This window comes from Polynucleobacter sp. AP-Nino-20-G2, assembly GCF_018688235.1.
Lineage (GTDB): Bacteria > Pseudomonadota > Gammaproteobacteria > Burkholderiales > Burkholderiaceae > Polynucleobacter.
This window is the reverse complement of the sequence record NZ_CP061313.1, coordinates 1370835-1387703: the sequence shown is the minus strand read 5'-3', so window position 1 is coordinate 1387703 and position 16869 is coordinate 1370835. Positions and strand designations below refer to the sequence as shown.

At 47.6% G+C, this 16869-nt stretch carries 20 protein-coding genes and 2 tRNA genes; 10 read left to right on the top strand and 12 right to left on the bottom strand.

The features are described from left to right. The first annotated feature begins 36 nt into the window (after positions 1-36). The 3 genes from FD960_RS07190 to FD960_RS07180 all read left to right on the top strand — a co-directional run bounded on the left by FD960_RS07190 (position 37) and on the right by FD960_RS07180 (position 786). Positions 37-112 (top strand) — tRNA-Gly (locus FD960_RS07190). Positions 113-161: 49 nt separating this feature from the next. Next, a tRNA-Cys gene (locus FD960_RS07185) sits at positions 162-235 on the top strand. Positions 236-324: 89 nt separating this feature from the next. Continuing rightward, the gene (locus FD960_RS07180) at positions 325-786 is read left to right on the top strand and encodes a hypothetical protein (RefSeq protein WP_215298228.1); all 462 of its coding nucleotides are present in this window, start codon (positions 325-327) and stop codon (positions 784-786) included. 87 nt (positions 787-873) lie between these two features. Here FD960_RS07180 and lexA read toward each other — a convergent pair whose 3' ends face one another. Continuing rightward, a complete protein-coding gene (gene lexA / locus FD960_RS07175; RefSeq protein ID WP_215298226.1) occupies positions 874-1593 on the bottom strand; it encodes a transcriptional repressor LexA in 720 nt (239 codons plus the stop codon). A gap of 60 nt (positions 1594-1653) precedes the next feature. On the opposite strand from lexA, the gene FD960_RS07170 reads away from it, so the two are divergent. The 6 genes from FD960_RS07170 (at position 1654) to dnaB (ending at position 5808) form a co-directional block, all read left to right on the top strand. After that, positions 1654-2730, top strand: a complete 1077-nt coding sequence (locus tag FD960_RS07170; RefSeq protein WP_215298224.1) for an asparaginase — start codon at positions 1654-1656, stop codon at positions 2728-2730. A gap of 134 nt (positions 2731-2864) precedes the next feature. Further along, positions 2865-3239 (top strand): 30S ribosomal protein S6, encoded by a 375-nt coding sequence (gene rpsF, locus FD960_RS07165; protein WP_015421573.1) that lies wholly within the window; start codon positions 2865-2867, stop codon positions 3237-3239. A gap of 59 nt (positions 3240-3298) precedes the next feature. Continuing rightward, positions 3299-3592 (top strand): primosomal replication protein N, encoded by a 294-nt coding sequence (gene priB, locus FD960_RS07160; protein ID WP_215298222.1) that lies wholly within the window; start codon positions 3299-3301, stop codon positions 3590-3592. A gap of 13 nt (positions 3593-3605) precedes the next feature. Beyond that, positions 3606-3878: a 30S ribosomal protein S18 gene (gene rpsR / locus FD960_RS07155; protein ID WP_011902267.1), complete on the top strand. Its 273-nt coding sequence runs from the start codon at positions 3606-3608 to the stop codon at positions 3876-3878. A gap of 13 nt (positions 3879-3891) precedes the next feature. Further along, the gene (gene rplI, locus FD960_RS07150) at positions 3892-4344 is read left to right on the top strand and encodes a 50S ribosomal protein L9 (RefSeq protein ID WP_215298220.1); all 453 of its coding nucleotides are present in this window, start codon (positions 3892-3894) and stop codon (positions 4342-4344) included. Between the two features lie 24 nt (positions 4345-4368). Next, positions 4369-5808: a replicative DNA helicase gene (dnaB, locus tag FD960_RS07145; RefSeq protein ID WP_371817422.1), complete on the top strand. Its 1440-nt coding sequence runs from the start codon at positions 4369-4371 to the stop codon at positions 5806-5808. Positions 5809-5897: 89 nt separating this feature from the next. Here the strand turns inward: dnaB and FD960_RS07140 are convergent, their stop codons facing one another. Continuing rightward, the gene (locus tag FD960_RS07140; RefSeq protein WP_215298218.1) at positions 5898-6161 is read right to left on the bottom strand and encodes a hypothetical protein; all 264 of its coding nucleotides are present in this window, start codon (positions 6159-6161) and stop codon (positions 5898-5900) included. 186 nt (positions 6162-6347) lie between these two features. Between FD960_RS07140 and FD960_RS07135 the strand changes: the two genes are divergently transcribed. Continuing rightward, positions 6348-6668: a hypothetical protein gene (locus FD960_RS07135; protein WP_215298216.1), complete on the top strand. Its 321-nt coding sequence runs from the start codon at positions 6348-6350 to the stop codon at positions 6666-6668. Here the strand turns inward: FD960_RS07135 and FD960_RS07130 are convergent, their stop codons facing one another. The 10 genes from FD960_RS07130 to FD960_RS07085 all read right to left on the bottom strand — a co-directional run bounded on the left by FD960_RS07130 (position 6669) and on the right by FD960_RS07085 (position 16821). Then, positions 6669-7256 (bottom strand): C40 family peptidase, encoded by a 588-nt coding sequence (locus FD960_RS07130; protein WP_251369768.1) that lies wholly within the window; start codon positions 7254-7256, stop codon positions 6669-6671. Beyond that, on the bottom strand, positions 7195-8862 hold the full coding sequence (locus tag FD960_RS07125; protein WP_215298214.1) for a PhoH family protein: 1668 nt from the start codon (positions 8860-8862) through the stop codon (positions 7195-7197). The genes FD960_RS07130 and FD960_RS07125 overlap by 62 nt, the downstream gene beginning before the upstream one ends. A 235-nt stretch (positions 8863-9097) precedes the next feature. Next, on the bottom strand, positions 9098-9565 hold the full coding sequence (locus FD960_RS07120; protein ID WP_215298212.1) for a peroxiredoxin: 468 nt from the start codon (positions 9563-9565) through the stop codon (positions 9098-9100). Between the two features lie 56 nt (positions 9566-9621). Next, complete coding sequence (locus tag FD960_RS07115) at positions 9622-10539, bottom strand: polysaccharide deacetylase family protein (RefSeq protein ID WP_215298211.1); 918 nt, start codon at positions 10537-10539, stop codon at positions 9622-9624. 12 nt (positions 10540-10551) lie between these two features. Beyond that, positions 10552-11598, bottom strand: a complete 1047-nt coding sequence (locus FD960_RS07110; RefSeq protein WP_215298209.1) for a bifunctional UDP-4-keto-pentose/UDP-xylose synthase — start codon at positions 11596-11598, stop codon at positions 10552-10554. A 58-nt stretch (positions 11599-11656) separates the two neighbouring features. Next, a complete protein-coding gene (locus FD960_RS07105; protein ID WP_215298208.1) occupies positions 11657-12526 on the bottom strand; it encodes a formyltransferase in 870 nt (289 codons plus the stop codon). Then, positions 12527-13498, bottom strand: a complete 972-nt coding sequence (locus tag FD960_RS07100) for a glycosyltransferase (RefSeq protein WP_215298206.1) — start codon at positions 13496-13498, stop codon at positions 12527-12529. It lies immediately after the preceding gene. 62 nt (positions 13499-13560) lie between these two features. Then, positions 13561-14733 (bottom strand): DegT/DnrJ/EryC1/StrS aminotransferase family protein, encoded by a 1173-nt coding sequence (locus FD960_RS07095; RefSeq protein WP_215298204.1) that lies wholly within the window; start codon positions 14731-14733, stop codon positions 13561-13563. Between the two features lie 16 nt (positions 14734-14749). Beyond that, positions 14750-16444, bottom strand: coding sequence for a glycosyltransferase family 39 protein (locus FD960_RS07090; RefSeq protein WP_215298202.1), 1695 nt, complete (start codon positions 16442-16444; stop codon positions 14750-14752). Further along, the gene (locus FD960_RS07085; RefSeq protein WP_215298200.1) at positions 16444-16821 is read right to left on the bottom strand and encodes an Mth938-like domain-containing protein; all 378 of its coding nucleotides are present in this window, start codon (positions 16819-16821) and stop codon (positions 16444-16446) included. Before FD960_RS07085 ends, FD960_RS07090 begins: the two co-directional genes overlap by 1 nt. Positions 16822-16869: the final 48 nt, after the last annotated feature.

Here is a 16869-nt window from a genome sequence, read left to right as displayed (position 1 = left end):
TCTCCCAAATTGTTTGTTAAACTACTGCCCTGTTATGCGGGAATAGCTCAGCTGGTAGAGCGATACCTTGCCAAGGTATAGGTCGGGAGTTCGAACCTCCTTTCCCGCTCCAAGTTCGATGGGAAGCCCTGAAAAGCTTCCCATTTTTGATTTTGGTTTCTGGCGCGTTGGCCGAGTGGTTAGGCAGGAGCCTGCAAAGCTTCGTACGGGGGTTCGATTCCCTCACGCGCCTCCAGTGATTTATCTTGACGACTGAGGTGCTTCACCTAAAATACTTTCAATAAATAAAAGTATGTAAGTCGCATTAATCACTGGGGTTTAGATATGAATCAACTGACGCGAATCAAACGCATCTCACTTGCGCTGGCTTTATCTATGCTGCTTGCAGCATGCGCCTCTTCGGGCGACTCGCCAACAGGCACCCCAAATGAAGTTCAAGAAATTCAAGCCCAGCTATTGGGTGATATGCCATTGCCTGCGGCATCGAAGATCATTGGCGCAGACTCACTCATTATTGGTCGTGGCGATAACTGGGTTGGGCGTGTCGTTTTGTCTGGCGTCCAAACTCCAACCGACATTTACGCATTTTTCCAAGCTGAATATCCCAAAGCCGGCTGGACTACTGTGAGTGCTGTGAAATCCAAAACGAGTATCTTGGTTTTCACTAAGGGTGATCGTACTTCTACGATTGAGTTGAATGAGGGCTCTTTCACTGGACCCAAAACGATCATCACAATTACCGCATCGCCGAAGAATGCAAACGTAGTGGCGCCTAATAAGAAATAAAACAAGCGACACAAATACAAAGCAGCAGTGCGTTCAATATTAAAAAGGCCTCACGAAGAGGCCCTTTTTATTTTGTTGAAGAAAGTCCTACAGTCCTTCAGCCCTGATCAACCCAACCGCCTGACCCTCTACCGCAAAGTTGGGTTGGCGACTGTCAACCAGAATATTTTTAAAGTCTGGATTTTCAGCTTGTAATTCAATCACGAGGCCATCCGCTGTTTTCTTTTGATTCCAGCGTTTCACTGTGACTTCATCGTCCAAGCGTGCAACTACGATATCGCCATTACGCACTTCGGAAGTTTTTCTCACAGCCAGGTAGTCGCCATCCAAAATACCAGCGTCCCGCATACTCATTCCTTTTACCTTCAAGAGGTAGTCAGCGCCCTTGCTAAACAAGCTAGGATCAATTGGAACTTGTTTTTCAATATGCTCGACCGCCATGATGGGGGAGCCTGCAGCAACGCGACCAATGAGAGGAAGTGTGAGTTGCTGAAGTGCGCCAGAAGGCAGAGACATCTGGCGATATTTATTTGGATTATGTGATTGGTTGAATCGTTGTGGAATTCGAATGCCGCGAGAAGTTCCCGGCGTGAGTTCGATATATCCCTTTTTCGCTAAGGCGCGTAAGTGCTCCTCTGCTGCATTTGCAGATGCAAAGCCCAGTTGCGCTGCGATCTCTGCGCGCGTCGGAGGAGAACCGCTTTCCTCGATCGCATTGGTAATGAGATCTAAAATCTCACCCTGACGTGAGGTGAGTTTAGGGAGGGCAGTCAGCTCCTCTGGAAAATCGACTGTATTTATGTCCATACTGGGATTGTATACAGCACTATTTGATAATTCAAGGGATTTGGCGGGGGATAATGGGATATGAGCTCAAATCCGCTGATTATTGAAAAAACACCCCATATTTTGGTTCTAGGCATGGGTGGCACGATAGCCGGCCTGGCCTCCAAGCCAGAAGAGAATCCACTTCAATATCAGGCTGGGCAGGTGGGTGTGGACACTTTGCTAAACCATATTCAGTCGGCCATTCCCCAAGGAGTGGCGCTCGTTTCCAAGCAGATAGCCAACATTAATAGCCGCAATCTCGATGAATCTCTGTTAACCACACTCGGGCTAGCTGTCCAAGAGGCGTTGAATGATCAAGCTGTCAAAGGGATCGTGATTACGCACGGCACGGATACGATGGAGGAAACGGGCTTGTTCCTTCAGTTAACGTGTGGCAAGCAGGCGCTGACCCAAAAAAAGCGAGTCATTCTGACGGGAGCTATGCTCCCAAGCAATGCACCTGGCGCAGATGGGCCGTCTAACCTCTTGGATGCATTACGTTGGGCCTCCACAGCCATTGATAATTGCCCGGGCGGTATTTTTGCGGTGATGGATGGTCGTGGCTGTATGGCGATGGATCTAGCAAAACGCCATGCCACAGCTTTAAATGCGCCAATACAGAATTCACCGAGCAGCTCTGTGAGCTTGATTAATCTCTCATGGCTTTCAGGAGTAAAGGCTGTTGGGGCTGCTTGGACTGAGGATTTACCAATTCCCGGTGAGGGTGAGTGGCCTTGGGTGGAGATCTTAACTAGCCACGCCGGTGCACGCCCCCAAACCGTGGGTCAGTGGCTCGGAAGTGGCGTGCAGGGCTTGGTGCTGGCTGGAAGCGGTAGCGGCGGCTTTCATGATGCCTGGATAACCCCTCTAGAAAAGGCAGCATCTCAGGGAATTGCGCAGGTGAGAACAACGCGAACTGGGGCAGGGGCAACATTGGCTAATATTCCCGAGTTAGATCCCTCTGGGCGAATGGCTGCGGGCACCTTATCTGCTCCTAGGGCGAGGATTGCCTTGCAAATGGCCCTCAATGCTGCAAAACAGGCGAATTTAGCCGGTAAACCCCTGACTTGGCAGGATTTTTTTGCTAGAATAGCGGACTTACCTGAAATTCGGTAAGGACTTAAAAAGCAGTAAATATGTGTAGCTCGTTTTATCTACAATTTGTTACTACCTTGTCACACTGGCGCTAACTTTAAAACCATCGGAAGTTAGCAAGACGCCCAGGTGACTTTATCCTTAAGGAGTGTTAGATGCGTCATTATGAAATCGTCTTTATCGTCCATCCGGACCAAAGCGAGCAAGTGCCTGCGATGATCGATCGCTACAAAGCGACATTAGCTGCTGCTGGCGGCAAAATTCATCGTATGGAAGACTGGGGTCGTCGTCAGATGGCTTACATGATCGACAAGCTTGCTAAAGCCCACTATGTTTGTATGAACATTGAGTGCGACCAGAAAACTCTGGACGAGCTCGAGCATGCGTTCAAATTTAACGATGCTGTTTTGCGTCACCTCATCATCAAGACTAAGAAAGCTGAAACAGAGCCTTCCATCATGATGAAAGAAGTGCAACGTGAAGAAGCGCGCAAATCAGCTCAATCCGACGCTCCTGTAGCAGCGGCTTAAGTTAGAAATTTGAAGAGGAATACACAGACTAGAAAACGTATCAGAGTGACGGAGCGGCGTTGAATCATTTCACCCTAACTGCATTCTTGGTATCTAAAGACGCAATTCGATTTACTCCTGCAGGAATACCTGTGATGCATTGCCTGCTTGAACATAGTGGCGAAGTTCAAGAGGTAGAAGTAGCAAGGAGAATTCAGATGAGCGTTGAAGCCATAGCAATTGGCCCGATACAAAAGGGCTTAGAGCAAATGGATTTAGGGGCCGAGGCGGTGTTTGAAGGATTCTTAGCACCCAAGACTCTACGTAATCAAAGACTTGTTTTCCATATCACCCATATTCAATTGAAAAATTAAAGAGGAAATCATCATGGCGTTTGGAAAGAAACCCGATTTCAAAAAGAAACCAGCTCAGAACCCATTGTTCAAGCGTAAGCGTTATTGCCGTTTCACTGTTGCTGGCGTAGAACAGATCGACTACAAAGATGTAGATACATTGAAGGATTTCATTGGCGAAAACGCCAAGATCACTCCTGCACGTTTGACAGGCACAAAAGCTAAATATCAGCGTCAGTTAGACACTGCTATTAAGCGTGCTCGTTATTTGGCTTTATTGCCATTCTCTGATCAACATAAGAAATAATTGGGAGCCCTCAATGCAAATCATTCTTTTAGAAAAAGTAATCAACCTGGGCAACCTTGGTGACATCGTTCGTGTTAAAGACGGTTACGCTCGTAATTTCTTAATCCCACAACGCAAAGCCCGTCGTGCAACTGAAACAGCAATTGCTGATTTCGCCGTTCGCCGTGCTGAGTTGGAAAAATTGGCTGCTGAGAAATTGGCTGCTGCTGAAGCGGTTGGCGTAAAGCTTAAAGACTTGGTTCTCGAAATCGGTCAAAAAGCGGGCGTTGACGGTCGTTTGTTTGGTTCTGTAACTAACCACGACATCGCTGATGCGTTGAAAGCTAAAGGCTTTGTAATTGAAAAAGCCTCTGTACGTATGCCTACTGGCCCATTGAAAATGGTTGGTGATCACCCTGTAGCGGTTGCTGTACATACCGATGTAGTGGCTGATATCACTATCCGTGTCGTTGGCGAGCAAGCGTAAGTTTTAGAACTGTAGGCTAGCCTCATGGCTGAATCCCGCTCACGCCCCCTAATGTCAAATCCTGGCATGACGGGTTCTGGGGATGCAGTCGTGCAGGCCTTAAAAGTACCGCCACATTCTGTAGAAGCCGAGCAATCTTTGCTCGGCGGTCTACTGATCGATAACGCAGCCTGGGATCGCCTGGGTGGTGTGTTAACCGATAAAGATTTCTATCGCCCTGAACATGCTTTGATCTACAAGGTCATTCAGCGTTTAGTTGGCGACAATCATCCCGCTGACGTCATTACTGTTCATGAGGCTGTGAAGTCTGAACAGGGTGGTGATTTAGTTGGTATTGATTACCTTAACTCCTTAGCGCAAAGCACTCCAAGTGCCGCGAACATCAAAGGCTATGCTGACATTGTTCGTGATCGCAGTATTTTGCGTCGCCTGATTGAGGTATCTGACAATATTGTTAATTCTGCTTTTGTTCCTGAAGGCCGTTCCGTAAGAACGCTTCTTGATGAGGCTGAATCTCGTATTTTGCAAATTGGTGAAGAGGGTAGTCGTAAGGCTGACTATCTAGAGATTGAACCTTTGCTTCGTACTGTGGTTGCTCGTATTGATGAGCTCTATAACCGCCAGGGCGGAAGTGACATCACCGGTATTGCGACTGGCTTCATTGATCTGGATAAGCAAACCAGTGGTTTGCAAAAAGGCGACTTAGTGATTGTGGCTGGCCGTCCATCGATGGGTAAGACGGCATTCGCCTTGAATATCGCTGAGAACGTAGCGTTGGCGGAAGGATTGCCAGTCGTAGTCTTCTCTATGGAGATGTCGGGTGAGCAATTAGCGGCGCGTTTATTGGGCTCAGTAGGGCGCGTTGATCAAGGCCGTATGCGTACCGGTAAATTGCAGGACGATGAATGGCCGCGCGTTACTGATGCGATTGCCCGTTTAAGTAATACCCAAATTTTGATTGATGAGACTGGTGCGCTTTCAAGTCTCGAATTGCGCGCTCGTGCGCGCCGTATTGCCCGTAACTTTGGAGGCACTCTTGGACTGGTTGTGATTGATTACTTGCAGCTGATGAGTGGCTCTGGCTCTGAGAACCGTGCTACGGAGATCTCTGAGATCTCACGCTCTTTGAAGTCGCTTGCAAAAGAATTGCAATGTCCAGTGGTTGCACTCTCCCAGTTAAATCGTGGTCTTGAGCAACGCCCTAATAAGCGTCCAATCATGTCTGACTTGCGTGAGTCAGGTGCGATCGAGCAAGATGCCGACTTAATTATGTTCATCTATCGCGATGAGGTGTATCACCCGGATACAACTACCGATAAGGGTGTGGCAGAGATTATTGTAGGTAAGCAGCGTAATGGCCCCATTGGAACTGTTCGCTTAAGCTGGCAAGGTCCATATACCAAGTTTGATAACCTGGCCATGGGTTCGGTTGGCTACTCATCCGGTGGGTATGAACCGTTCTAGAGCTATCTAGAAAATGACACTTCAATACAAGAAGTCCAAATAAGAAAATGCCTCGCAATGCGAGGCATTTTTAACTAAAGGTATCGATCTTACTTGCCTTCACACTTCTTAATAGAAGCCGCTTTAGCAGCGCCATACAGGGGCTTGCCATCTTTGCTAACTGCCTTGGCTTCGCAACCAGAATCAACGGCGCTACCCATACACTTTTTAATAGAGGCATCTTTAGCGGCACCATGCAGCGGCTTACCATCTTTACTGACAGCTTTTGCTTCGCAAGCGGCTTGATCCGCAAAGGCGTAAGAAGGAAGCGCAAAACTGAGTGCAATACTTAAGGCGATGATGATTTTCTTCATGCGAACTTCTCCTTTGGTTGGAATTCAATCAATTTATAGACTGTAATTCATTATTTCCAATAAGTAAGTCTAAGGGTATTGGCTTTAGGGTTAATAGATATTCACTTTATAGCTAATTATCATAACTAGTATTCCCATACACGAGCTTTCTAAGCCATCTTATCTGACCCATTTCAGTTTAAAGCTATGAAATTGATACAAAAATTATCCCAACATTCGGCCCCTTTTATTTTGGCGGGCGCCTTTATCTTAACCCCCAATGTAGCATCGGCAGTGGCGGCGGGTGGTTTTAACAGCTATACGCCAAACACACCAAACGGCTCTTCCCAGACTGTTTCTTGTAATTCAGGTATTACCCCAGTGGCAACTGCTGGTGTAATTACTGCTCAGAATACAACTACCGTTGGAAATAATGTCACCGTCAATATTGTCAACGGCACTTGTCAAGAGGCTTATCAAGCTCTTACCTCAACTACAGTAATGGCTACCTACACAGTTGGTCTGTAACTAGTTCTGCGTAGTTGCTGAAGTTAGTCTTCTTGCCTCAGTAAATCTAGCTGCCCAGTAGGGTGTAGCGATGTACTCCAGGCGCACGGTTCCACCGGCGCTTGGGGCATGCACAAATCTTCCTTGCCCCACGTAGATTCCAGCGTGGGAATATTTTTCACCAGTCGTATTAAAAAAGACTAGATCTCCAGGTGCGGGTGGCTGGTTATCTACGCTTTGACCTTTGCCGCTCATCTCTTGGATGGTGCGCGGTAATTTGATATTGGCTGATTTGGAATATACGTAGTTAATAAGTCCGCTGCAATCGAAACCGCCCTTGGGAGTGTTGCCACCATAGCGGTAGGGAACGCCAACAAGACCTACGGCAGCAATGGATATATCTTCAGTCCCAACGCTAGTGTCCTGTTTAAATTGAGCGACTTTAGCTGCGTTTGATCGAGTGCTAAAGGTACTGCAGCCCGACAGCGTAAGTAGGGCGCAAATAATAATGCCGCACCCTATGAGAGTGCGGCATGAGAGAGGTTGCTTAGAGTGCGTCAGCAGCATGATCCGCAAGACGTGAGCGCTCTCCACGTGCGAGAGTGACATGACCGCCGTGACGCCAGCCTTTGAAGCGATCGACGACATAGGTTAGGCCTGATGAACCTTCGGTTAAGTAAGGCGTATCAATTTGCGCGATATTGCCTAGACATACAATTTTGGTCCCTGGTCCTGCACGCGTCACTAAGGTTTTCATTTGCTTTGGAGTTAAGTTTTGCGCCTCATCAATAATGACGAATTTGCTTACAAACGTTCTGCCGCGCATGAAATTCATGCTCTTTACTTTAATCCGTGAACGAATTAATTCTTGGGTGGCAGCGCGACCCCATTCTCCAGCATTGTCTTCATTGCGATGAAGCACCTCAAGGTTGTCATCAAACGCTCCCATCCAAGGTTGCATTTTCTCTTCTTCAGTGCCTGGCAAGAAGCCAATGTCTTCGCCCACAGGCACTGTGGCGCGCGTGATGATGATTTCGTTATAGCGCTTGCTATCTAACACCTGCTCTAATCCTGCTGCCAATGCGAGAAGGGTCTTGCCGGTGCCGGCTTGACCTAATAGAGTAATGAAGTCCACATCAGGATTCATGAGGAGATTCATGGCGAAGTTCTGTTCGCGGTTGCGGGCGGTCACACTCCATACATTATTTTTTTGGTGCGAGAAATCCCGTAGTGTTTGCAAGAGAGCGGTCTTACCATTAATTTCTTTTACTTGAGCATAGAAGGGTGTTGAGCCATCAGGATTTTCTTGATAGACGAATTCGTTCACCAACATGCTTGGCACTGAAGGGCCTGTCACTCTATAGAACATCGTTCCAGACTTGCCATCAGCCCAACTTTCCATCCCTTTGCCATGCTTTGGCCAAAAGTCAGCAGGCAGCGCCATAACGCCAGAGTACATGAGATCGCGGTCTTCTAGCACCTGGTCATTGAAATAATCTTCAGCAGGTAAACCTAAGGCACGGGCCTTGATGCGCATATTGATATCTTTGGATACCAATACAACTTCTTGGCCTTTACGGGTCTTTTGTAGCTCGCTAACGACCGCAAGAATCAGGTTGTCACCTTTGCCCTCAGGCAAGCCCTCTGGCAGTGCTTGGGTAGTTAATTTGGTTTGAAAAAATAGTCGACCAGAAACATCTTGATTACCTAATTTATTGAGCGGAATACCTTCATCCAATGTGCCGCTTGTACCGGCCACCAATTGATCTAATGAGCGACTGACGGTACGAGCATTCCGCGCAACCTCAGTCATACCTTTCTTGTGATTATCCAACTCCTCTAGAGTCGTCATCGGCAAGAATAGGTCATGCTCAGAGAAGCGGAATAGGGAGCTTGGATCGTGCATCAGAACATTGGTATCTAGCACGAAGAGACTCGGAGGGCCAGTGCGAATAATGCGTTTTGGTTTTTCTGGAACAGCTGATGCTTTATTTTCGTTGCGGTCACAGCGAACAGGGCGGTGATCACCTTTAATTTTTTCAAGTGCTACTTCGGCGGCAGAGAGATCCTCTTCGGTATCGCTAGCCCAATCTGGGACATGACTTTCCATCACAACAGGTTTTGCTGGGGCGGGACGTTTCTTTAAATTGGGAGTGTCCTTGCTGCTAATTTGTACTTGGCCGGCAATTTGAGTTGGGATTGGGGGCAATGGCATGCAGACTCTCCTAAAAGAAAAAACCGTCAAGCGGGTTGCATTGACGGTTCATAACGAAACTAGCTGTAAAAAGCGCTACAAAACGATGGAGGCTGTTCGCCAAGCCTGTTTTGAAATAATCAGGCTGCTGAGTCAAACGGATGATCAGACTTTCCCGTCGTTTACGGTGCATATAACTTCACTTTACCCCAAATTTTTGGCTTTGCAAGTACCCCAGATTAAATTCATTTAAAAATTATTTAATGGCCTGGGCTGCTTGTAATACCTCTGTCACATGACCTGGGACCTTAAGGCCGCGCCACTCTTTGACCAGTTTTCCTTCCGAGTCAAAAAGGAAGGTGCTGCGCTCTACGCCACGAACCTGTTTGCCATACATATTCTTCATCTTCATGACGCCAAAAAGCTGGCAAAGCGTTTCTTCAGTGTCCGCAACTAGTTCAAACGGCAACTCTAGTTTGCTACGGAAGTTGTCATGGGATTTAAGGGTGTCTCTCGATACACCAACAATCAGCGTATTAGCTTTAGTAAAAGCATCGATATTGTCTCTAAACTCACCCGATTCCGCCGTGCATCCTGGAGTCATATCTTTGGGGTAAAAGTAAATGACCAATTTTTTACCTTTAGCTGATTCTGGTGTGAAGGTCAGTCCGGAAGTGGCTGGTATTGCGCACTTGGGCATTGGTTTGCCAATTTCTACTGTCATGATGATCTCGCTTATTAAATTGGTTTTTATATTTTCTACTGATTATTGCTTGCTAGCTAGACTGTTTGCAGAATGAGCTCGCCACTACGGTTAGGGATTTCCCCCCAAGTGACCGGCTGTACGTCTATTTTATCGAGTTGCTTCGTTGCTTCCCAAGATTTGTGGAGCTCACCCATGGTAACCAAGTCATGACCCTGATTGAGCCAACCAGCTAGTAGTTGTTCAAAAGCTGGGAGCAGTTTCTGACCTTCCAGTTCCGCATGCAAAGTAAATACCTGGTCATTGGGATTGCTTTGAGTAATTTCCAGCAGCTTTTTCACTACACCGAATTCATCTGCATCATCAATCCCAATCAACTCATCAAAAGTGGGCAAGGTCGTTGGGTATTGGACGTGTTTCGCAGTTCCAGAGGGTAGCGCAAGGCGATAGGGCATCAGGTTGGGTACTGCTCTGCCGTCGGATGAGTATTTGATGCCCCATTGATCAAGTTGCTCAAAAGCAGCTTCATTCATTTGCCATCCAGCGGCGCCATACGTTACCGGTGGATGACCAAAGATCTCAATAAAACGATCCCAACTTTTTTGCATCTGCACTTTTGTCCACTGCGCATCACGATGGCGTACTGCGTCCTGCCAAGCCACGTGATCCCAGGTGTGAATTCCAGTTTCATGGCCGGCTGCATCAATCGCGCGCATTTCACCAGCTGCTTGTTTGCCGATATCGGGCCCTGGCAGAAGTACGCCATAGAGAAGTGTTTTGATGCCGTAATGCTCTACTACGGAAGTGCGACTGACCTTCTTCAGAAAACCTGGGCGAAATACCCGCTTCAATGCCCAACCGGTATGGTCGGGCCCCAGGCTAAATAAGAAAGTGGCTTTGAGGCCGAAGCGCTCGAGGGTGCGCGCTAGATTCGGAACGCCCTCTTTAGTGCCGCGTAAGGTATCTACGTCTACCTTGAGTGCAATTTTTGCCATGAACCTCTGAGCTTATTCTTTATCAACCAAGTGACGTGCTTTTTCAACGTCTTGACGATAAGCTTCAAAAATATTCTTGAGTGCATCGCTCATCGTGGTTGTTGGTTTCCAGCCAAGCTCGCTCATCGTGTTATCAATCGCAGGTACGCGATTCTGAACATCTTGGTAGCCTTCACCGTAGTAAGCGCCTGAAGTAGTTTCTACAATTTTTACTTCATTTGCAGTCTTGGCGTACTCTGGAATGCTACGTGCGATCTCCAGCATCTGGTTGGCGAGTTCACGAATAGAGTGATTGTTCTTTGGGTTGCCGATGTTGTAAATCTTGCCATTCGCAACACCATCTTTGTTATCGATGATGCGCATTAAAGCATCGATGCCATCATCAACATAAGTAAAGGCGCGTTTTTGGGCGCCACCATCAACAACGTTGATTGATTCGCCACGAACAATATGGCCCAAGAACTGAGTTACTACACGGGAAGAACCTTCTTTTGGCGTGTAGATGCTATCTAGGCCGGGACCAATCCAGTTAAATGGGCGGAAGAGGGTAAAGCGCAAACCTTCCATGCCATAACCCCAGATCACGCGATCCATTAGTTGCTTAGAGCATGCGTAAATCCAGCGTGGCTTATTAATCGGGCCATAAACCATATTCGATTGAGCGGGATCGAATTCACCGTCCTCACACATTCCATAGACTTCGGATGTGGATGGAAATACCAAATGTTTTTTGTATTTCACGGCAGAGCGCACGATAGGCAAATTGGCCTCAAAGTCGAGCTCAAACACTTTTAATGGCTGCTGAACATAAGTTGCTGGAGTGGCAATCGCAACTAAAGGCAGAATGACATCACATTTGCGGATGTGATATTCAACCCATTCTTTATTGATGGTGATATCACCTTCAAAAAAGTGCATGCGTGGATGGTTGATGAGATCGCCAAGACGATCGCTTTGCATATCCATGCCATAGACATCCCAATCGGTTGTTTCTAGGATGCGTTTTGAAAGGTGATGGCCGATAAAACCGTTTACGCCAAGAATGAGCACTTTTTTCATCTCTACTACCTCGTTTTTAATCTAATGTGTATTTTTTTACTTGCTACGTTTTTATTGCTCAGCTATTTGCCGGAAACCAGTCCAGTATCGCTACCGCTTTTTGGTCGCCACAAATGCCGAATACCTGATTATCAACCACTTGGATGCCTGGGGTCTGAAGATCTAGTTGGGCCGGAAAGGCGCCCTCTAAGCTAGTGCGGGCCACAATCATGCGCTGACCTTGCCAGTCTGTAAAAGCCCCGGGATAAGGGGGTGCAACAGCCCGAACAAGATTGTGAACCTGTTGGGCCGTCTGTTTCCACAGAATCTCCCCATCCGCAGGCTTGCGCCCGCCAAAATAGCTGCCCTTGGTCAAGATATTGGGTTTTCTGGGTACCTGCCCCTGAATTAGGGTGGGCAAGATCTGATTCATGACTTCGACAGCTGCTTGGCTGACCTTCCCAAAAACTTGGGTAGCAGTTTCATTTGATCCAATCGCAACAGTAGACTGACCAACAATATCGCCAGCATCGGGCTTTGCTTCCATGATGTGTAAGGTGGCGCCGGTTTCAGTTTCCCCATGCAGGATGGCCCAATTAACCGGTGCGCGTCCGCGGTACTTTGGCAAAAGCGAGCCATGCATATTGAGTGCAGCAATTTTGGCGCAAGCTAGAAGCTCAGCCGGAATCATATGGCGATAATAAAAGGAAAAGAGATAGTCTGGCGATAACCGTTGGATCTGTGGAATGAGATCCAGTAGTTGATTGGCATCTGGTGTGATGTAAGGAATTTTTTTATCCTCGCAGAGTTTGGCAACACTTCCAAACCAGACATTTTCTTTTGGATCATCTTGGTGGGTGATCACGAGATCCACTTGAATGCCAGCGTTTAATAAAGCCTTAAGGCAGTTGACGCCAACATCGTGATAAGCGAAGACGACTGCGTGCAATTATTTTTTCTCTAAAACAGTCTGCACTACGTAGCGTGGACGTTCTCTGACTTGTTGGTAGATGCGGCCAATATATTCACCAAGCAATCCAAGGCCAAATAGCATCACACCAATTAAGAAGAAGGTGAGCGCAAATAAGGTGAACACACCCTCTACCTCTGCGCCCAATACAAAGCGGCGCACTAATAAGTAAACGAACAGACTGCCGGCAGCCAGTGCGAGCAGCATGCCTAGGATCGAGAAGATCTGCAATGGCATAACCGAGAAGCCAGTCACCAAGTCGAAGTTCAAGCGAATGAGCTGATAGAGGCTGTATTTGGATTCACCCGCAAAACGCTCTTCATGTTTGACGGTGATCTCAGTAGGATTAGAGGCAAAGGTATAGGCCAATGCCGGAATAAACGTATTACTTTCATCGCACTGGCGCACCAGATCAACAATACGACGGCTATAGCCGCGCAACATGCAGCCTTGATCCGTCATCGTGATGCGGGTAATTTTTTGGCGCAAATGATTCATGGCGCGTGAAGCAAATTTTCTAAAGAAGCTATCACGACGATTCGCACGAATAGTGCCTACGTAGTCATGACCCTTTAGTAGCTCATTCACTAGGGCATCAATTTCTTCAGGGGGATTTTGCAGGTCAGCATCTAGCGTGATGATGTATTCGCCGCGAGAGTATTCAAAGCCAGCCATGATGGCCATGTGCTGACCAAAGTTGCTGTGAAAAATCACCGCACGGGTGACATCAGGTCGCAAATCCACTTGTTTAGCCAGTATTCCCGCAGAGCGATCTTTGCTTCCATCATTGACGAACACCACTTCATAGCTAATGGCACGTTTGCTGGCCAGCGCATCTAAGGAGGGATAGAGGCGATCAAAGAGAGCTTGAAGACCGTCTTCCTCGTTATAAACGGGGATAACAATGCTCAGCTTGGGATTATTGGTTTGGGTTGCTAAATTCGCAGTCATTCTGCAATTTTGCCTGATCTTCTCGCTTGCGCCGATTTCTGAGGGAATCGGCGTTTTTGGGTCTACTTTTGGCGATGTTTCTTCAAAATAGCGACTAAACCACTAGCTATTCGGCTAATGTCTTCGTCCACCATCCCTGGAAAGAGTGGGAGAGTCAAAATGGAGCGACTAATGCGTTGTGCAACGGGGGTTGCTTCAGTTTTATAGCCGAGCTTTTGGTAGAGCGTGAATCCAGTGATGATGGGGTAGTGCACGCCTGTTCCAATTCCCAAATCTTTAAGCTTAGTCATCACCTGTGCGCGATCAACATTGAGCTGATCAAGCGGTAAAACAATCTGGAACATATGCCAGTTACTATCGCCAAAGTTTTCCACTGGTAGTTCTAGTTTTAAATCTTCCAGTCCTGCGGATTTGAGCTCGGAACGAATGGCATCAAAGTATTGTCTTGCCAGTACAGCTCTACGAGCCTGAAAGGCTGGCAATTGTTTGAGTTGATGCAAGCCAATGACGGCATTCACATCAGTCAGATTATCTTTGCCACCAAGCACATCTACATCCATGCCGTCCATGCCTTGGCGTGTGACGCCTTGCAAGCGAAGCTTCTCGGCCAACTTAGCTTCCTGCTCGGTGTTTAAAACAAGGCAGCCGCCTTCAACGGTGGATAAATTTTTGTTTGCCTGAAAGCTAAAGCTCACCAGATCGCCAATGCTACCAATCCTCTTCTCTTTCCACTGCGATCCAAAGGCTTGCGCCGCATCTTCAATCACGCGAAGTTTATGTTCTTTGGCAAGCGCATATAAGCGGTCCATATCAACGGGCAGGCCAGCTAAATAGACGGGCATGATGGCGCGTGTCCGGGGAGTAATTGCAACAGCGACTTTATTTAAATCAATATTGCGCGTCACTGGATCAATATCCACAAATACCGGTGTGGCACCGACACTTAAGATGACATTAGAAGTAGCAACCCAAGTTATCGGAGTGGTGATAACTTCATCCCCCGGCCCAATGCCGGCAACCTGTAAAGCAATCTTCATGGTGGCGGTGCCATTAGCAAAGCATCGCACAGGTCGTCCACCAAAATATTCACTTAAGGCCGCCTCAAATTCAGCGAGCTTGGGGCCTGAGGTGACCCAACCCGAACGCAATACCTCAGCCACCGCATCAATGGTTTCTTGATTGAAGTGAGGGCGTGTAAAGGGAATAAAGGGGGGTGCGTTTTCGTTGGTCGACATGATTAAGCTTGAGGCCTTATTGTGGAGAAGCGCTTGCAGATTCAGGGTGCTTCACAATTACACGCCTAGAATCTCTGCCAACTTCTTGCATCGGTACATTCAACTTTTGTAGCTCTAGATATTGCTCTGGAACCATTAATGCATATGCGGTTTGATCTTCTTTCCAGCGCTCAATAAATGCCGCCAGTGTAGGAAGCCATAGTTCGGGTTCTTGCTTCACGCCAAATTCCAGCTCATCTGGAAACTCTACCATCGTCATGGTTGTGCCCAAATAGAACGGCACAGTGTGATCTAAGATGCGAACAGAATAAAACTGTGTTTGCGTAGGAATACTGCCCTTAACTTGTTCAACTAAATCAATCCCAGATACTGCGCGGCCGAGAGTTTCATGTCCAGTACCAGCGATAAGTGCGCATAGAAAGAAGCCGCTCGCAAAGCTGGTGATGCTTAATAAACCATTGCGTTTACTTTGGGTAAATGCAAACAGGCTAAAGCCGGTTAAAGCAATCAGCGCGGCAATAATCCAGTATGTGTACTGGGTATAGGATTCAATCTCATCAGGTCTAGCTTGTTTGCTAATCTCTCCTAAGAACATAAATCCAATGCCACCAAGGATGGCGAAGAATATTGTTTGTGTTTGCCATGACAGCGTCAGCGAATTGCTGAGTCCTAGATTGCGATCCAAGCGGTTTCCAACAAGAAGCGCAAGCGCCGGAAAAATCGGGATGATGTATCCCGGTAGTTTGGATTGAGATACGCTGAAGAATCCAAGGATCACAATAAACCAGCAAGTGAGTAGCCAGCCGCTAGAAAACTCGCGATTACGTTCACGCCAAGCTTGGCTGATGGCGCCAGGGATCTGCGCAACCCAAGGAAGAAAGCCAAGCAAGAGTAGGGGGATGAAGTAATAGATGGGGCCAGTTCTGCTGTGAGCGGTTTGCGTGAAGCGTTGCAAGTGCTCATGAATGAAGAAGAACTCCAGGAACTCCGGGTTGCGTTGTGCGACAAGAACAAACCAAGGAGCAGTAATAGCTAAAAATAAAATGGTGCCGCTGATGATGTGAAGTCGCTTCCAGATTTTCCAATCCCAAGCGGTGAGGGAGTAAGTGATAAACACCATACCCGGTATTGCAGCTCCAATGACACCTTTGGACAGGGTGGCTAGAGCCATCAATGCCCAGCATGCCCACATCCAATTGCGAGCTTGGGTTTTGTTATGTGAAGTTTGCGCCAGCAGAAGACTGCAAAGCGCGGCGACCAAAAAGGCCGATAACCCCATATCCAATGAATTCACATGACCGCCAATCACCCACATCGGACTTGATGCCAAGACTAGGGATGCTAGCCAGCCCGCACGTGCCCCATAGATTCGCGCACCGGTGAAGCCAATAAAGAAAATGGTGAGAAAGCCAGTAAGGGCGGTCCACAGTCGAGCTTGCCAGTCTCCAATGCCAAAAATATTGAAGGCTGTAGCGGTTGCCCAAATTTGTAATGGAGGCTTCTCAAAATATTTATAGCCGTTATAGCGCGGAGTGACCCAGTCACCGGTGACGAGCATTTCTCGGGCGATTTCGGCATAGCGCCCTTCATCGGAGGGGATGAGGTGACGGTAATTGAGGGTTCCAAACCAGAAAAGTCCGTAAACGAGGACTAAGATCAATATCTTTGCGGGATTCAGGGCGCTAGATTGCCTAAGTTGGCCAAATTGCATTAGAGGGCTTCCACGATGAGGGCGAGCAAGACTTGACGGCCTTCGCCAACGAGGATGTTGTAGGTACGGCAGGCGGCCTGGGAATTCATGATTTCAAAGCCAATTTTGGCATCAATCAGGGGTTTTAAGAGCTCAGGGCCTGGGAAGCGTTGGCGTGTGCCGGTTCCAATAATGATTAATTCGGGCTTAATGGCGGCCATTTGGGAGAAATCAGCCGTTGTGAGTGCATCAAACGATTTGACTGGCCATTCCAGGATTTCACCATCCGAACTCAATAAAACGGCGTGACTATAGGGGGTCTTATTGATCTCTACGTAGCCATCACCGTAACCGGTGATCGTATTGGCTCCGGAATGGGGGTCAGATTGAAGCTTCACATGGACTCTCTGTCATAATTATGAGGATTATAGCTAGCTGTTTTTTCC

Excerpts from the sequence above, each read along its gene's own strand:
- FD960_RS07095 (WP_215298204.1), bottom strand. The coding sequence starts at position 14,733 with ATGTCGACCAACGAAAACGCACCCCCCTTTATTCCCTTTACACGCCCT.
- FD960_RS07100 (WP_215298206.1), bottom strand. The coding sequence starts at position 13,498 with ATGACTGCGAATTTAGCAACCCAAACCAATAATCCCAAGCTGAGCATT.
- FD960_RS07170 (WP_215298224.1), top strand. The coding sequence starts at position 1,654 with ATGAGCTCAAATCCGCTGATTATTGAAAAAACACCCCATATTTTGGTT.
- FD960_RS07120 (WP_215298212.1), bottom strand. The coding sequence starts at position 9,565 with ATGACAGTAGAAATTGGCAAACCAATGCCCAAGTGCGCAATACCAGCC.
- dnaB (WP_371817422.1), top strand. The coding sequence starts at position 4,369 with ATGGCTGAATCCCGCTCACGCCCCCTAATGTCAAATCCTGGCATGACG.
- FD960_RS07130 (WP_251369768.1), bottom strand. The coding sequence starts at position 7,256 with ATGTCACTCTCGCACGTGGAGAGCGCTCACGTCTTGCGGATCATGCTG.
- FD960_RS07090 (WP_215298202.1), bottom strand. The coding sequence starts at position 16,444 with ATGCAATTTGGCCAACTTAGGCAATCTAGCGCCCTGAATCCCGCAAAG.
- FD960_RS07180 (WP_215298228.1), top strand. The coding sequence starts at position 325 with ATGAATCAACTGACGCGAATCAAACGCATCTCACTTGCGCTGGCTTTA.
- FD960_RS07110 (WP_215298209.1), bottom strand. The coding sequence starts at position 11,598 with ATGAAAAAAGTGCTCATTCTTGGCGTAAACGGTTTTATCGGCCATCAC.
- rpsR (WP_011902267.1), top strand. The coding sequence starts at position 3,606 with ATGGCGTTTGGAAAGAAACCCGATTTCAAAAAGAAACCAGCTCAGAAC.
- FD960_RS07125 (WP_215298214.1), bottom strand. The coding sequence starts at position 8,862 with ATGCCATTGCCCCCAATCCCAACTCAAATTGCCGGCCAAGTACAAATT.
- FD960_RS07115 (WP_215298211.1), bottom strand. The coding sequence starts at position 10,539 with ATGGCAAAAATTGCACTCAAGGTAGACGTAGATACCTTACGCGGCACT.
- lexA (WP_215298226.1), bottom strand. The coding sequence starts at position 1,593 with ATGGACATAAATACAGTCGATTTTCCAGAGGAGCTGACTGCCCTCCCT.
- FD960_RS07140 (WP_215298218.1), bottom strand. The coding sequence starts at position 6,161 with ATGAAGAAAATCATCATCGCCTTAAGTATTGCACTCAGTTTTGCGCTT.
- rpsF (WP_015421573.1), top strand. The coding sequence starts at position 2,865 with ATGCGTCATTATGAAATCGTCTTTATCGTCCATCCGGACCAAAGCGAG.
- FD960_RS07135 (WP_215298216.1), top strand. The coding sequence starts at position 6,348 with ATGAAATTGATACAAAAATTATCCCAACATTCGGCCCCTTTTATTTTG.
- rplI (WP_215298220.1), top strand. The coding sequence starts at position 3,892 with ATGCAAATCATTCTTTTAGAAAAAGTAATCAACCTGGGCAACCTTGGT.